The sequence below is a fragment of the Candidatus Poriferisocius sp. genome (assembly GCF_965204015.1).
Taxonomy (GTDB): domain Bacteria; phylum Actinomycetota; class Acidimicrobiia; order Acidimicrobiales; family Bin134; genus Poriferisocius.
In genome coordinates this window covers 1,071,504-1,085,942 of the sequence record NZ_OZ241965.1, presented here as the reverse complement: position 1 = coordinate 1,085,942, position 14,439 = coordinate 1,071,504, and the positions used below count along the sequence as shown (strand labels likewise).

Genomic DNA, 14,439 nt, shown 5'->3' with positions numbered 1-14,439 from the left:
CGAGCAGCCGGCTCTGGTACTTCCTCAGGATGTTCTCCAGATCGTGCCGCCGGGAGTGTCTTCCAACACGATTCCCCGGGCGGCCAGCTCATCGCGGATGCGGTCGGCGGTAGCGAAGTCCTTGGACTTGCGGGCCTCGTCCCGCTCGGCCAGCAGCTTCTCCACCTCAGCAGCCAATGCGTCATCGCCCGCTTGGCCGTCGCTCACCAAGGTGAGGCCCAAGGCCCCAGCCAGGTCGCCCACCGTGGCGTGGGCCGCGGCCGCCCGGTCGGTGTCTCCGCCGTCCAGCGCGGCGTTGGCTTCCCGGACCAGGTCGAACACCACCGCCAATCCGGCGGGGGTGCTGAAGTCGTCGTCCATCGCCGCGGTGAACCGAGCCAACGCGTCGGGGTCGGGGTCCGCCGAGGGGTTCAGGCTGGCGGCATCGGCCCGGCGGTGCCAGGCCCGGAGCCGGTCGAGCGCCCCTGAAGCGCCGGTCAAGGCGTCGTCGCTCAGCTCCATGACCGTTCGGTAGTGGGTTTGCAGCATCAGCAGCCGCAGCACCTGAGGCTCGTAGACATCGAGCAGATCAGACAGGGTGGTGAAGTTGCCCAGCGATTTGGCCATTTTCTCGCCGTTCACGTTGAGCATGGCCCCATGGATCCAATGGCGGGCGAAGTCCAACTCTGCGCCCTCGGCTTCGGCCACCTCGTTCTGGTGATGGGGGAAAGCTAGATCATCGCCCCCGCCGTGGATATCGAAGGTCTCGCCCAACAAGTCCGTCGCCATGGCCACGCACTCGATGTGCCAGCCGGGTCGGCCCGGTCCCCACGGGGAGTCCCACACTGGCTCGCCTGGTTTGGCCGCCTTCCAGAGGGCGAAATCCAGCGGGTCGGCCTTTTCGACGTCCACTTCCACCCGGGCGCCGGCTCCTTCTCGCAGCTCCTCGGGGGTGCGCCCGATCAGATCGCCGTAGCGATCATGGGCGGCCACCGAGAAGTACACGCCCTTGCCCTCGATGGGATAGGCCGCGCCCCGGTCCACCAGATCGCTGATGAACTCGAGCATCTCGGCTATGTACTCGGTGGCGTGGGGACGATGATCGGGCCGGGCGATGCCGAACCGGTCCATCTGGTCGATATAAACCTGCTCGTAGCGAGCAGCGAGCTCGGGCTCGGTGGTTCCGGTCTCAAGCGCCCGGTTGATGATGTTGTCGTCGATGTCGGTGATGTTGGAGACGAAAGTGACCTCGAAGCCCCGCCACTGGAGGTAGCGGCGGATCATGTCGAAGGTGAGCGCGGTGCGGGCGTGGCCCACATGGGGATCGTCGTACACGGTGGGCCCGCACACATACATCGACACCCGGCCGTCGACCAGCGGCTCGAACGGCACGATCTGCCGAAGCCGGGTGTCATAGAACGAAACCACGCCAGAAGGCTAGCTATCGCCCCTGCCACTGCTGCCATCCGTTTGATGGGAGGCCAGAGGGTTACAGTCACCTGGTGATGCAGCAAGCAGCCGTGGACCCGGCGGTGATGCGCCGGGCCTGGCTGGTGCTGGTGGTGGTGAGCCTGGCCAGTTTCCAGACGGCCATGGCGCTGTCGATCATCTTCGTGGTCTACGCCGACCTGAAGGAGTCCTTCCCCAACGCCAGCGAGGCGGAGCTGTCGTGGGTAATCAACTCCTTCACCATCGTCGGAGCGGCCACCCTGGTCATTTGCGGGGTCTTGGGCGAGCGGTGGGGACGGCGGCGGACTCTGATGGCCGGCATCGCGGTGTTCACCCTGGCATCGGCGGGGGCCGCGCTGGCCCCCAGCACCGGCGTGCTCATCGTGGCCCGAGCTCTCCAGGGATTCGGGACGTCGCTGAGCCTGCCCACCGGGGCGGCCATCGTGATCGAGGCCTTCCCGGTAGCCCGCCGGGGAACCGGCGTGGGCACATGGTCGGCCAACGGCGCGGTGGCCGCGGCCATGGGACCCTCGGTGGGCGCCCTGCTGGTGCATGTGGGCGACTGGCGGTGGGCGTTCTGGCTGAACGTGCCCTTCGGGGTGATCGCCCTGGCCTTCATAGGCAAAGTGATCCAAGAGCACCGCAGTGCGCAGACCCCGGAGCTGCCCGATCGGCTGGGTGCGCTCATGGTGTTGGCTGGCGTCGGCGGGGTGGTGTTCGCCCTGGTGCAGAGCCGGGAGTGGTCATGGGCCGATCCAGTGGTGCTGGCGGCCTTGATCGGAGGGCCGCTGGTGCTTGTGCTGCTGGCCTGGAGATCGATGCGTCACCGGTGGCCCGTAATCGACCCCAGCCTGTTCCGATTCAAGAGCTTTCGGCTAGGCAACTACGGGATGCTGGTGTTCTCCATCGCCTTCTTCGGGCACCAGTTGGTGGGGGTGAACTACCTGACCATCGTGTGGGAGCTGACCATCTTCGAGGCCGGAATGCTGCTGACCCCGGTGTTCGTGTTCACTGGACTGCTGTCGGCTTTGTCGGGCCGGTGGGCCGACCGGTGGGGTCCAGCCAGATTCATGGTGGCGGGGAGCATCATGTGGACCGGAGGCATGGTGTGGCAGTGGGCCACGCTGGGCGGCGAGCAGGACCTGGTGGCGTGGGTGCTCAGTGTGACGCTGGCGGGCATCGGATCGGGCTTGGTGTGGGGATCGTTGATGGCGGTCACGGTGGCCGACCTGCCCAGCGATTTCCTGGCGTCGGGATCCAGCGTGGCCCAGACCATGATGCGGGTGGGCAACGCGTTCGGGGTGGCCATCGCGGTGACCATCATCGGCGCCACCTTGGCCGTGGGCCAGATCGGCAACCTCGGCAGCAGCTACATCATGCTGGCCGCCGGGGGCGCGGTCACCGCGGTGCTGGGAGTGCGCTGCACGCGGTCCAGGGGCATGCCGGCCCCCGCAGTCCAATAAAGTCACGGGGATGAGCACTGCTGTCAAGGGTCTGGTCGCCTACTCCCATGTGAACATTCCGGTGACCGATGTGGAGGCTGCCGATGCCTTCTACATCGAGAAGCTGGGGCTGGAAAAGCTCCCCCGGCCCGATTTCGGCGGGTTTGAGGGGTCGTGGCTGCGGATGGGTCCTTCGCAACTCCACCTGAGCAAGGTGGAAGAAATGCCTGACAGCGCTGGGGGGATGTCCCACTTCGCCCTGTTTATTCCCGCCGACGAGTTTGAAGCCACCATGGCCGAGTTGGCCGAGCGGGGGGTGGAGTTTGTCATCGAGCCGAACGAGCGGGATGACTTCGGCGTGGCGGTGCGGTCGGCCTTTGCCCGGGACCCCGACGGGAACCTCATCGAGTTCACCGACGTCGCCTTATTGGAGTGATGGGGGTCTGCACCCGGACCAAATAGGACTCATGCCCTCGATTCTCGGCCATCCCGTTCTGCGGCGGGAAGATCCTCGTTTTCTCACCGGCCAGGGCGCGTATGTGGCCAACCTGATCCCATCTAATGCCGCCCACGTCGTCTATGTGACCTCCACCGAGCCTCACGCCCGGCTGCTGACGGTGGATGTGGAGGCCGCCGCAGCCGCCCCCGGCGTGCTCGGGGTGTTCACCGCGGCCGACATCGACCCCGAAGTGGTGGTGTACCCCCCGCCGTTTCCCGGCATGAACGACGAGATGGCTCGCACCATGCTGGCTGGCGAGGTGGTCAGATACGTGGGCGAGCCGGTGGTCGCCGTGGTGGCCGACGATCCTGGCCGGGCCGCCGACGCCGCCGACTTGGTGGCCGTGGACTACGAGCCGCGGTCGCCGCTGGTCGATTTGGAGGCCTCGCTGCGGGGCGAAGTGGTGCTGTTCGAGGGCATCGACGATCAGACGGTGTACCGGTGTGCGGTGGGCGAGGCCCCCGATTTCGATGCGTGCGAGGTGGTGGTGCGAGCCCGGCTTCACAACCAGCGCATGTCGGCGGCGCCCATCGAGGCTCGAACCGGCTTTTCCTACTGGGAGGGCGACCGGCTCATCCACCACACCGCCACTCAGGGCAGTCACAACGTGAAGGCGGCGCTGATGGCCATCTACGGGCTCGACCCCGAGCAGGTGCTGGTGATCACCCCCGACGTGGGCGGTAGCTTCGGGGCGAAATTCCGCTGCTATCCCGAGGAGGCTCTCTTGGGCTGGTTGGCCCGCCGCTTGGGCCGTCCGTGCGCCTGGGTTGAGACCCGCACCCAGTCGATGACCGGGCTGGGCAGCGGCCGGGGCCAGATCCAAGATGTGGTGGTGGGCGGGAGCCGGGACGGTCGGATCACCGCCTACCAGCTCGACGTGATCCAAGACAGCGGGGCCTATCCACTGATCGCCGGGTTCTTACCCCGGATGACCATGGCCATGTTCACCGGCGTCTACGACATCGGCTGCGCTGGCTATCAGGCGGTGTCGGTGCCCAGCTCCACGACGCCCAACGGAGCCTTCCGGGGGGCTGGTCGTCCCGAGGCAGCCTCGGCCATCGAGCGGGCGGTGGACTTGTTTGCCGCGAAGATTGGGATGGACCCCGCCGAGGTTCGCCGCTGTAACTTCCTCGACCCGGAGGCATTCCCCCACACCACCGTGTCGGGGTTGAGCTATGACTCCGGCGACTACGGCAAAGCCTTGGATCTTGCGCTGGAAGCCGCCGGATACGACGACCTGCGGGCCGAGCAGGCTGCCCGGCGGGCCAACGGGTCGGCGTCTTTGCTGGGCATTGGCCTGTCCACCTACGTGGAGGTCACCGCCACCACCGGAGCGGGGGACTTCGCCTCGGTGGAGCTGGGCACCGATGGCACTGTGAAGGCGGTGACCAGTTCCACTCCCCACGGCCAAGGCCACGAGACCGTATGGCCGATGATCGTGGCCGAAGTGCTGGGCCTCGAACTGGATCGGGTGGTTGCGGTTGGCGGCGATACCGACTGCACCCCCCGGGGGCAGGTCACCGGCGGGTCTCGATCGGCCCAGATCGTGGGGTCGATGCTGGTCGATGCCTCCCAGCGGCTAGTGGAGCAGGTGCTGCCGACGGCAGCCGATCTTTTGGAGGCCGCGGTCAGCGATGTAGTCCACGACCAGGAGACGGGGTGCTTCCATGTGACCGGAACCCCGGCGGTGTCGGTGGGATGGTCGGCGGTGGCCGCCGCCTTGGACAGCCCACTGACCGTTGAGTCTGACTTCGAGTCTGGAGGCCAGACATTCCCGTTCGGCGCTCATGTGGCGGTGGTGGAGGTGGATGCTGAGACCGGCCGGACGGAGCTGGTGCGCGTGGTGGCCGTGGACGACGCCGGCACCGTGTTGAATCCGCTGATCTTCGACGGCCAGATCCATGGGGGAATCGCCGGCGGCATCGCCCAAGCCCTGATGGAGGAGGTGGCCTATGACGCCGACGCCATCCCGCTCACCACCAATTTCGCCGATTACCTGGTGATATCGGCGGCCGAGTTGCCCAGCTTCGAGCTGATCCGCTCTGAGACCCCCACCGACCGGAACCTGCTCGGGGCCAAGGGCGTCGGCGAGTCGGGCACGGTCGGAGCCACCGCCGCGGTGCAAAATGCGGTGATCGACGCCCTATCGTCCTTTGGAATCAGTCATTTGGATATGCCCCTGTCACCCGAGCGGGTGTGGAAGGCCATGCAGGACCATGTCTGAACAGCATTTGGAAGAGCGGGTGTTGGCTATTTGGCAGACCCGTCGGGCCCGAGTGCTGTTCCGGTTGCTGAGCCGGCTGGTTTGGCTGATCGGACTCATCTGGCTGCGGACCAAGGTGGTCGGTGCCGAGCGCTTGAAGGCAAAGGGGGCATTCATCATCGCCCCGGTTCACCGGTCCAACCTGGATGCTCCGCTGGTGAACTCCCGGTGCCCTCGGATCGTGCGGTCGCTGGCCAAAAGGGAGATGTTCCCCGCCGGGGTCGGTACCTGGGTCAGCGCCGTGTTGGGCGCGTTCCCGGTGCATCGGGGGGTGGGAGACCGCCGTTCACTCCAGGCCGCCGCTGACTTGATGAAGCGGGGAGAGCCGTTGTTGGTGTTCCCCGAGGGCACCCGGCAGTCGGGCAGCCACATCGGGGAGATCTTCGGCGGTGCCGCGTTCCTCGCTGCCCGCTCAGGGGTGCCGGTTCTCCCGGTGGGCATCGCCGGCACCGAAGAGGCCATGCCGCCAGGGGCCAAGTTCCCCCGCCGGGTGCCGATAACCATCGTGGTGGCCGAACCGCTACTGCCCCCCGACTTAGAGAACGGCCGATTGTCATCCGACCAACGCCACGAGTTCACCATCCGCTTGCGAGACGCCATGCAAACGGCCATGGACCAGGCTGACGAGCTGGCATCCACTCGCCGCTCCCTGCGCCGCCGACGCGCTAGGCGCGATGATGAGGTGCTGTGAGCGCAGTCGATGTCATTCACGCTGTTGAGATCGAACCGGCCGCGGGCTATCCGAGGCCCACGGTGGAGATCATCGGCGGCTGCACCGCTCGGTTGGTGAGCCCCGACGGGGCCTCCCTGTGGCTGGTGGCCGCGGACTTGGCCGCCGGCACCGAGATGCGGTGGGGGACCGAGCACGGCGACGAGGCAGTGTATGTGCGCTCTGGCAGTTTGGTGGTTGACGGGCGGGTCTGCCCCGCCGATGGGGCGATGGTGGTGGAAGCAGGGGTAGCGGCCACTGCGATTGCGGGATCCGATACCACCATTGTTCACGTGGGCCCGACTGATTCTGTTCCGCCGGCCCATGGGCTGAGGGGCCCGGCGGAATCCGAGGGCCGGGGAGTGCGAGTCGTCGGCCCCGACGGGCTGTGGGCCACGGTGGACGACACCCAGCGCACCCGGTTCTTCTCCGACGCCTCATCGCCCACCAACCGACTGTGGCTGCTGGCCACCGACCGCCCCCAGTACTTCGAGTCGTCAGCCCACAGCCACTCTCAAGACGAGCTGATCCACGTGCTGCGGGGCGAGATCAGAGTGGGGCGACGAGTCGTCGGCGAGGGCGACACCCTGTGGGTGGCCGCCGACCGCCGCTACAAGCTCTACAGCAGCGACGACGGCGTCCATTTCATCAACTACCGCCGCGACGCTTCTGTCATGACCTCCCCCAACTACGACGGCCCTCTGCTTGAGGCTGGCGAGGCCACCAACATGACTTGGGTCAACGACATCCGCTGAGAAAGCCAGGGTTGCCCACAGATTCTGTGCCAAAGCGGGTAGCTTGCAGTGTGTTTTTTCGCCCCAAAGCACTGGGTATGGCATTGCTGGCTCTTGCCATGCTCGGCTGGGCCGCGGGCTGCGATAGCGAACCAGAGACGGAGTTGGAAGTGCGGTCGGTGGAGCTTGAGGCGACGCCCACCGCGGTTGCGACTCCGGTGCCCACCGCGGTGCCCACGCAGCCGCCTCATACGCCGACGCCTGCCCCCTTGCCCACGTCAACCCCTGAGGCCACGGCAACGGTTGCGCCTACTCCAGAGCCGACTCCCACCCCCGATCGGGCCGCAGAGGAGTTCTTGGCCTCGCTGGCTGGAGATTTCCAATTCCTCTTGGCTGGAGAGTTCGAGGACTTGGCCAAGATCTCCGAAGAATGGAACCCCGACGCGCAGATCTCCATTGCGGTGGTGCTTCCCGACGAGACGCTCTACGGCTACGAGCCCAAGGAGTCTCGGATCTCGGCCAGCGCGGTCAAGCCGCTGTGGGCCGCAGCCGCTCTCGAAGCGGCCGGAGTGGAGGCGGTGAGGCCGCTGGCCAATGCCGCCTTGATCCTGTCCGACAATCTGGCCGGCGGGTGGATGATCGATCTGGCCGGGGGAGTGGATGCGGTGAACGACTGGACCTGGAATGTGGCCGAGCTGTCTGACACCCGGCTGGAGGCTTGGCGTTTCCAAGATCCGAATCGGGTCGCCAGCAATTTCCAGCCCGAAAATCCCCTGGGCAACCGCACCACCATGGCCGATCTAGCCCTCTTCTTTGTGCGGCTGTACAAGGGCGAGCTCCTCGATGCCGATGAGAACGCAGCCCTTCAACAGTGGCTGCTGGACACGTCCCATTCGCTGAACTCCCCGAGAGACCTCGACGGAGTCTTGCTGGATCGGCTGCCTCCGCAAGTGGCCGAATCGTCGTTGCACAAGGCGGGTTGGCTTCGGCCGAACTGCTGTCCCGCGGAGTACCGGCAGATGATCGACTCCGGTGTCATTGTGCTCCCTGACGGCAGCTGGTTTGCCCTGGCCGTCATGAGCGCCCGGGGGGAGTTCTTCGACCTGACCAATCAATGGGTGGCGCTGGCTGCCTGCCGGATCTACGCCTTCGTGGCCGAAGACGCCGACCTTGTTTGCGAGCGGGAAGACGACGGCGTCCACGACCCGGAGATCTGGCCTGAAGCAGGAACTGGCCCATAGCCCCTGGCTTCTCCGCTCCGACATCGGCGGTCAAGCCGTGCCAGCATGGGACCATGCAGGACTTTGACAACAAAGTGGCAGTGATAACCGGGGCAGCCAGCGGAATTGGAGCGGCATTGGCCGCCGGGTTCAGTTCCGAGGGCGCCAAGGTGGTGGCCGCGGACATTGATATCGCGGGAGCTGCCGCCACCGTCGAGGCCATCGGGGCCAATGCCGTAGCCGTCGAGGTGGATGTTGCCGATCGGGGATCGGTCGAGGCGCTGGCCGACGCCGCGTGGGATGCCTTCGGACAGGTCGACTTGCTCTTCAACAACGCCGGCGTGTTCCAGGCCGGGCTCATGTGGGAGCGCACTCAGGCCGACTGGGACTGGGTGCTTGGCGTGAACGTGTACGGCATCATCAACGGCGTGGCCGCCTTCGTGCCCCGGATGATGGCCCAGGACACCGAGGGCCACATCGTGAACACCGCATCGGTGGCCGCGTTCGTGGCTGGTGGGTTTTCTAGCCCTTACGTCGTGTCGAAGTGCGCTGCCTTCTCGCTCACCGAGTGCTTGGCGCTGGACCTGGCCGCGGTGGGGTCCAAGATCGGCGCCTCGGTGCTGACCCCCAGCGCCATCGACACCGCCATCGCCCACACCGCCCGGGTCAGGGACGATCGCTACGGCACTGATGAGAGCGAGGACAACGCCTTCGTGGTGGAGTCGCTTTCCAAGATGACCGCGACCGGGATCTCGCCGGCCGATGTGGTCGGCCCGGTCATGGCCGGCATCAGGGCGGGCGACTTCCTCATCCCCACCAAGCCCAGCTATGCCAACCAGCTCCAAGTCCGCTACGACGCGCTGCTGGAGCGGAGGATCCCCCCAACTGCCGATGTCGACTAGTTGAATGGTGGCATGATCCGGCGTGCGGCTGCTGCTTTCGCGGTGGTTGTGCTTCTCGCCGGGTGCGGCCAAAGCACCCCTACTTCGCAAATTTCGGTATCGCCGGTTCCCTCTCCATCGGAAGCGCCGTTCGAGCCTGCCTCGCCGATCCCGGTGCCGACCGAGCGGGAAACCACGGCGCAACCCGAGTCCGATTTCACACCGCAAATTGCACCGCCGACCACGGCACAACCCGAGTCCGATACGACGACGCTACCTGAGCCAGTCACCCCGGCGCCGACCACGGCACAATCCGAGCCGGAGCCGACACCGACGCCGACACCGACGCCCGATTTTGAGGAACCCAATCCCACCCCGATTCTCGACGAGTCTGCTCCGGTCATGTACCTCACCTTCGACGACGGCCCTCATCCGGTCTACACGCCCCAGATGCTCGATGTTTTGGCCCGTTATGGAGCTCGGGCCACGTTCTTCGTGGTCGGATCGCTGGTCGAGGCTTATCCCGGCACCACCCAGCGCATCGTTGACGAAGGGCACACTCTCGGCAACCACACCTGGAACCACGAGGCTCTCGGGGGTCTGACCCGCGAGGAGTTTGATGAGACAGTGGGCCGAACCCAGGCATTGCTCGGTGATCGGGGCTCTTCCTGTTTGCGGCCCCCCTATGCGTCGATGGACGGGTCCACCCGGGGCTGGGCGGCCGAGCACGGCTTGACCGTGGTCACATGGGATACCAGTCCCAAAGACTGGCTCCAGGTCTCGGCCCAGGACGTCGCCCAACACATCGTGGACTACGCCCGAGACGGGGTGGTCATGCTGCTTCACGACGGAGGCGGCGACCGCTCGCAAACAGTAATCGGCCTCGATATCGCGCTCCGCGAACTGTCCAGCCGGGGCTACCGCTTCGATCCCCTTTGCCGGTAGCTGACTATGACCTTTCGCAGACTCGCCATCGCCGGGCTCCTATTGGCTGTGTTTCTCGGAGGATGCGGACAAGACGGCCCGCCTTCGCCAGAGACCACTTCGCCCACGCCTTCTCTATCTCCGTCGGCGGCGCCTTCCCCTGAGTCTTCGAGTTCAACGCCAGCCTCTACTGCGGTGCCCACCCCGACAACCCCGGCCTCCACCGCATCCGAGGACCCCCCAAGCCAGCCTTCGACCACCCCGACCGCAACTCCGGTGCCGATAGAGCGGACGGGGGTGGACTGGGAAGACCTCGAGGGCCTCGCCTTCGAGTTGGACGGCCAGTCCATACAACTCGAAGGCGGCAGAGCCGAATTCTCCTATGGCGGCGCTTCCACTGACCTCTATGTGCTCCAAAACCGAGTGGCGCAGGGCGATCTGGACGACGACGGCTTCGAAGACGTGGTGGCCCACATCACCTTGAGTTCGTCGGGGTCAGGCGTGTTCCACCTGCTGGTGCCGGTGATGGACGACGGGCGGGGCGGCGCGGCCAAACAGCCCGTGCTGGTGGGCGACCGCATTGTGATGGAGGGCATCGAAGTGCACGACGGCCTGGTGAGGGTGTCGCTGCTCGACCGCGAGCCAGAGGAGCCCTTCACCGTTATCTCCCGGCGTAAGACCTTGGATGTCGACATCTCCGGGCTCGAGCCCGTGGTGTCGGTAGTCGAGTCCATGCCTTTAGAAGACCTCCCGCTTCCCGAGGCCGAGGCGCCTGAGATAGACATACGGTTCGAGCCAGGCGCCGTGGGTGGCACGCTCATCGGGTCGATCGACTTCCAGCAGAGGCAGCCCTACACGGCTTACATATCCGAGGGCCAGGCGTTCACCGCCGTCCTCGAAGCCCCCATCGGTGTGTGGCTGGACGTGCGGCTCGACGATCACGTGCTGACATCGGCATCCAAGCGGTTCCAGTCGGTGACCGCCAACCTGCCCACCACCGGCCCGTGGAGGGTGACGGTGGTTTCAACTCACGCTGGGCAAGTCGACTACCGGCTCTATGTAGAAGCCCTGCCGTTGGGGGACAGCCCCGCCCCAGTTCCCACCCCGACAAGGCCCGTCGAGCCCACCTCGGTGCCGACCTCACCGGCCGGCGGTTCCGGGCCGGTGCTATACCTCACCTTCGACGACGGGCCTCACCCCGGGTACACCCCGCAAGTGCTGGAGGCGTTGGCCCGCCACGGCGCTCGGGCAACGTTCTTCGTCATTGGCTCGTTGGCCGAGCGATACCCCGGCATCATTCAGCGCATCACTGCTGAGGGCCACACCGTTGCCAACCACACATGGAATCACGAGGCTTTGGCTGGTTTGCCCCAGGAAGTGTTCGACGACACCGTCGGACGGACCCAGGACTTGCTCGGTTCTCGGGCCACGTCGTGCCTGCGGCCTCCGTATGGGTCGATCGACGCCTTCACCCGCGATTGGGCGGCGAACCACGGCCTGGATATCGCCCTTTGGAATGTCGATCCCGCCGACTGGCGCAGTCCCCCTGCGGCGGACATCGCCCAGCACATCGTGGACCACGCCCGCGACGGGGCCATTGTGCTGTTGCACGACGGCGGCGGCGACCGAACCCAAACCGTTCTGGCTCTCGAGGCTGCGCTCCAGAGCCTTGTCGGGCGCGGTTTCCGGTTTGAGCCTTTGTGCCGCTAATGCAGGCGGTGGGTCAGAGTCGCCGACGACCCGCTCACTAGGGTGAGGCGCATGGGAAAGAGAGCGGCGGCGATTGTGGGGCTCACCGAGTGGGCGCCGAAGCGGGTGTGGGACGAGCCCATGTTCACTATGGAGGCGTGTGCCCGGTTGGCGGCCGAGGTGCTGGCCGATGCCGAGATGGACAAGGGCGAGGTGGACGGGCTGGTGATCAACGGCCTGCGGGAGTCGCCGATGTTCGCGCCGTCGGCGCTGGCGGAGTTCTTGAGCATTCGCAGCAACTTCAATGAGACGGTCGATTTGGGCGGGGCTACCCCGGCGGGCATGGTGTGGCGGGCGGCGGCTGCCATCGAGGTGGGGATCTGCGAGACGGTGCTGGTGTTCACCCCGTCGGTGCCCGTCCCGCCCCAGCCGGGGGCCAATGGCGGCTCCATGAAGATGCAGATGGGGGCCTATCTGGGCGGCGACGTGTGGGGCTCGCCCCAGGGGCAGTTCGAGATCCCCGCCGGGCTGGTGGCCGCCACCCCCAGCTTCGCCATGGCCGCCCAGCGCTACATGGCCGCCTACGGCGTGAGCGAGGAGACCCTGGCCAAGGTGGCGGTGGACTCTCGCTACAACGCCCAGGCCAACCCCATGGCGGTGTTCTACGGAAAGCCCATCACCGTCGACGACGTGATGAGCTCCCGCTACGTTGCCGATCCGCTGAAGCTGTTGGAGATCGTCATGCCGTGCTACGGCGGCTCGGCGGTGTTGGTGACCACCGCCGAGCGGGCCGCCCGGTGTCCCCACCGACCGGTGTACGTGAGCGGCTACGGCGAGCACCTCACCCACAAGAGCATCACCTATGCCCCCGACATCGTTGACACCCCCATCCGGCTGGCCGCCGACCGGGCGTTCGCCATGGCCGGGGTGTCGCGCGACGCAGTGGACATGGCCTCCATGTACGACTGCTACACCATCACCGTGCTGTTGACCATCGAGGATGCCGGGTTCTGCCCGAAGGGCGAGGGCGGGCGGTTCATCGACGAGCACAGCCTGCGCTACGACGGCGACTGGCCCCTCAACACCCACGGCGGCCAGTTGGGCATGGGCCAGGCCGGGCTGGGTGGGGGCATGAGCCACATCACCGAGGCAGTGCGCCAGGTGCAGGGCCGGGCCGGTGAGCGCCAGGTGCCCGATTGCAACATCGCCTACGCCAACGGCACCGGGGGAATGCTGGCCGAGCAGGTGGCCCTCATCTTGGAGGGAGCCTGATGGTCCACTTCTCCACCGACGGCCGACCCTTGCCCTCCCCCACCCCCATCACCGCGCCGTACTTCGACGGCCTGCGGGAGCATCGGCTGGTGCTTCAGCGCTGCCCCCGCCACGGATACTTCTTCTACCCCCGGGGCCGGTGCCCAGTTTGCCTGGGCGACGACTGGGAGTGGGAAGAGCTGAGCGGCCAGGGCACGGTGTACTCCTTCACCGTTGACCGGGCCGGCCACGACCCTGCCCTGGCCAGCCGCATCCCGTTTGCCATTGCCCTGGTGGACCTCGACGAAGGCCCCCGCCTGGTGGGCAACATGGTGGACTGCGAGGTCGGCGACGTCGCCGTAGGAATGGCCGTGGAGGCCGCCTACGAGGACATCGACAACACCACCCTGCTGGGCTTTCGCCCTGTGGGCTAGCGGTCGTTGAAGGCCTGCCAAGAAGCTTCTTCGTAGGGGAGGGTGCCGAGGCCGTCGGGGTTCTCGGGCCAATTGGCCGGGGGCAGGCCCAGCGGGTTCACCCCCACTTCGGCACCGTAGAACAGCTTGTGGAGGCGGCGCACGAAGTACCAATGGCCGTCGCGGCGCTCGTAAGTGTCGTCGTAGCGGATGGCCTGGTGGATCCAGCGATCGCCGTCGGCGATCTCCCCCTTGCAGTACACGTGGCCGGTGGCGTGGTCGTCGTCGATGAGGTCGATCTGGTGGGTGCCGATATTCAGGATCGACGGGCCGATGGCCCCTAGCGACTCCTCGAAGTTGGCTCGCAGAGCGTCCCGGCCATAGCTGTCCCGACCTACCCGCACGTCGTCGATGAACAGCTCGACGAGGGCGTCGAGATCTCGCCGGTCGATCGCCACCGCGTATCGGGAGGCGAGTTGCCGGATTTCTTCATAGGCCAGCAGTCGGGCGACGTCGTCCATCGGTTGCTAAACGCCTTCGGCCAAACGGTTCTCGGTCCAGTCGATCTGGAGCTCCCGAGCGGCGAATCGCCAGCCCTCGTCGAGGCGGACGAATTGGTCGTGATAGCGGATGAACATGATGAAGTCGGTGGCCGGAGTGCCGTCGTCGGGGACCGTCAAGTGATGGGCAATGCAGTAGGTCTCCCCAGTTGCGGTGTCGCCGGAGATCTCGGTCTGCTGCTGGCCGAGGAAGTGAAAGGTGGCGTCGTAGGTCATCCGGGAGATGGCCCGGGCAATCTCCTCTCGCCCTGTTCGCTCGCTCAGAATCGTCCCCCCAGTAGGCAAGTCCACTCGGCGCAGCACCCCGTCGGGAGCGAAACAGGCCGCCACCCCCTCGGGATCGCCTCGGTCCACGCAGCGGGCGTAATCGGCGGCGAGGTCGGCCAGGGCATCTCGATCAGACATTTCTCTAGAGTAGGCTGCGGC

At 66.3% G+C, this 14,439-nt stretch carries 14 protein-coding genes; 11 read left to right on the top strand and 3 right to left on the bottom strand.

The genetic code is table 11. The annotated features are described in order from the left end of the window. Positions 1–24: 24 nt before the first annotated feature. Entirely contained in the window at positions 25–1,407 is a 1,383-nt protein-coding gene (cysS, locus tag ACOGJC_RS04970) for a cysteine--tRNA ligase (RefSeq protein ID WP_419847404.1), read from the bottom strand. Positions 1,408–1,484: 77 nt separating this feature from the next. Between cysS and ACOGJC_RS04965 the strand changes: the two genes are divergently transcribed. The 11 genes from ACOGJC_RS04965 (at position 1,485) to ACOGJC_RS04915 (ending at position 13,474) form a co-directional block, all read left to right on the top strand. Next, positions 1,485–2,891 carry an MFS transporter gene (locus ACOGJC_RS04965; protein WP_419847403.1) on the top strand — a complete coding sequence of 469 codons (1,407 nt, stop codon included), beginning with the start codon at positions 1,485–1,487 and terminating at the stop codon, positions 2,889–2,891. Between the two features lie 10 nt (positions 2,892–2,901). Next, complete coding sequence (locus ACOGJC_RS04960) at positions 2,902–3,306, top strand: VOC family protein (protein WP_419847402.1); 405 nt, start codon at positions 2,902–2,904, stop codon at positions 3,304–3,306. A 31-nt stretch (positions 3,307–3,337) separates the two neighbouring features. Continuing rightward, positions 3,338–5,593 carry a xanthine dehydrogenase family protein molybdopterin-binding subunit gene (locus ACOGJC_RS04955; RefSeq protein ID WP_419847401.1) on the top strand — a complete coding sequence of 752 codons (2,256 nt, stop codon included), beginning with the start codon at positions 3,338–3,340 and terminating at the stop codon, positions 5,591–5,593. After that, positions 5,586–6,323: a lysophospholipid acyltransferase family protein gene (locus ACOGJC_RS04950; protein ID WP_419847400.1), complete on the top strand. Its 738-nt coding sequence runs from the start codon at positions 5,586–5,588 to the stop codon at positions 6,321–6,323. Before ACOGJC_RS04955 ends, ACOGJC_RS04950 begins: the two co-directional genes overlap by 8 nt. Beyond that, positions 6,320–7,096, top strand: a complete 777-nt coding sequence (locus tag ACOGJC_RS04945) for a hypothetical protein (RefSeq protein ID WP_419847399.1) — start codon at positions 6,320–6,322, stop codon at positions 7,094–7,096. Before ACOGJC_RS04950 ends, ACOGJC_RS04945 begins: the two co-directional genes overlap by 4 nt. A gap of 77 nt (positions 7,097–7,173) precedes the next feature. Next, positions 7,174–8,316, top strand: coding sequence for a serine hydrolase (locus ACOGJC_RS04940; protein ID WP_419847398.1), 1,143 nt, complete (start codon positions 7,174–7,176; stop codon positions 8,314–8,316). A gap of 53 nt (positions 8,317–8,369) precedes the next feature. Further along, entirely contained in the window at positions 8,370–9,197 is an 828-nt protein-coding gene (locus tag ACOGJC_RS04935) for an SDR family NAD(P)-dependent oxidoreductase (RefSeq protein ID WP_419847397.1), read from the top strand. A 12-nt stretch (positions 9,198–9,209) separates the two neighbouring features. Then, the gene (locus ACOGJC_RS04930) at positions 9,210–10,121 is read left to right on the top strand and encodes a polysaccharide deacetylase family protein (RefSeq protein WP_419847396.1); all 912 of its coding nucleotides are present in this window, start codon (positions 9,210–9,212) and stop codon (positions 10,119–10,121) included. 174 nt (positions 10,122–10,295) lie between these two features. Then, the gene (locus tag ACOGJC_RS04925) at positions 10,296–11,810 is read left to right on the top strand and encodes a polysaccharide deacetylase family protein (RefSeq protein WP_419847395.1); all 1,515 of its coding nucleotides are present in this window, start codon (positions 10,296–10,298) and stop codon (positions 11,808–11,810) included. 51 nt (positions 11,811–11,861) lie between these two features. Next, on the top strand, positions 11,862–13,061 hold the full coding sequence (locus ACOGJC_RS04920; protein ID WP_419847394.1) for a thiolase family protein: 1,200 nt from the start codon (positions 11,862–11,864) through the stop codon (positions 13,059–13,061). Next, a complete protein-coding gene (locus ACOGJC_RS04915) occupies positions 13,061–13,474 on the top strand; it encodes a Zn-ribbon domain-containing OB-fold protein (RefSeq protein ID WP_419847393.1) in 414 nt (137 codons plus the stop codon). Before ACOGJC_RS04920 ends, ACOGJC_RS04915 begins: the two co-directional genes overlap by 1 nt. Here ACOGJC_RS04915 and ACOGJC_RS04910 read toward each other — a convergent pair. After that, positions 13,471–13,974: a nuclear transport factor 2 family protein gene (locus ACOGJC_RS04910; protein ID WP_419847392.1), complete on the bottom strand. Its 504-nt coding sequence runs from the start codon at positions 13,972–13,974 to the stop codon at positions 13,471–13,473. The two genes, ACOGJC_RS04915 and ACOGJC_RS04910, sit on opposite strands and share 4 nt — an antisense overlap. 6 nt (positions 13,975–13,980) lie before the next feature. After that, positions 13,981–14,418: a nuclear transport factor 2 family protein gene (locus ACOGJC_RS04905; RefSeq protein WP_419847391.1), complete on the bottom strand. Its 438-nt coding sequence runs from the start codon at positions 14,416–14,418 to the stop codon at positions 13,981–13,983. Between the last annotated feature and the right edge of the window lie 21 nt (positions 14,419–14,439).

Bases quoted from the DNA above. Each gene is read 5' to 3' on its own strand.
- ACOGJC_RS04955 (WP_419847401.1), top strand. From the start codon at position 3,338: ATGCCCTCGATTCTCGGCCATCCCGTTCTGCGGCGGGAAGATCCTCGT.
- ACOGJC_RS04915 (WP_419847393.1), top strand. From the start codon at position 13,061: ATGGTCCACTTCTCCACCGACGGCCGACCCTTGCCCTCCCCCACCCCC.
- ACOGJC_RS04935 (WP_419847397.1), top strand. From the start codon at position 8,370: ATGCAGGACTTTGACAACAAAGTGGCAGTGATAACCGGGGCAGCCAGC.
- ACOGJC_RS04965 (WP_419847403.1), top strand. From the start codon at position 1,485: ATGCAGCAAGCAGCCGTGGACCCGGCGGTGATGCGCCGGGCCTGGCTG.
- ACOGJC_RS04920 (WP_419847394.1), top strand. From the start codon at position 11,862: ATGGGAAAGAGAGCGGCGGCGATTGTGGGGCTCACCGAGTGGGCGCCG.
- ACOGJC_RS04940 (WP_419847398.1), top strand. From the start codon at position 7,174: ATGGCATTGCTGGCTCTTGCCATGCTCGGCTGGGCCGCGGGCTGCGAT.
- ACOGJC_RS04950 (WP_419847400.1), top strand. From the start codon at position 5,586: ATGTCTGAACAGCATTTGGAAGAGCGGGTGTTGGCTATTTGGCAGACC.
- ACOGJC_RS04930 (WP_419847396.1), top strand. From the start codon at position 9,210: ATGATCCGGCGTGCGGCTGCTGCTTTCGCGGTGGTTGTGCTTCTCGCC.
- ACOGJC_RS04905 (WP_419847391.1), bottom strand. From the start codon at position 14,418: ATGTCTGATCGAGATGCCCTGGCCGACCTCGCCGCCGATTACGCCCGC.
- ACOGJC_RS04960 (WP_419847402.1), top strand. From the start codon at position 2,902: ATGAGCACTGCTGTCAAGGGTCTGGTCGCCTACTCCCATGTGAACATT.
- ACOGJC_RS04910 (WP_419847392.1), bottom strand. From the start codon at position 13,974: ATGGACGACGTCGCCCGACTGCTGGCCTATGAAGAAATCCGGCAACTC.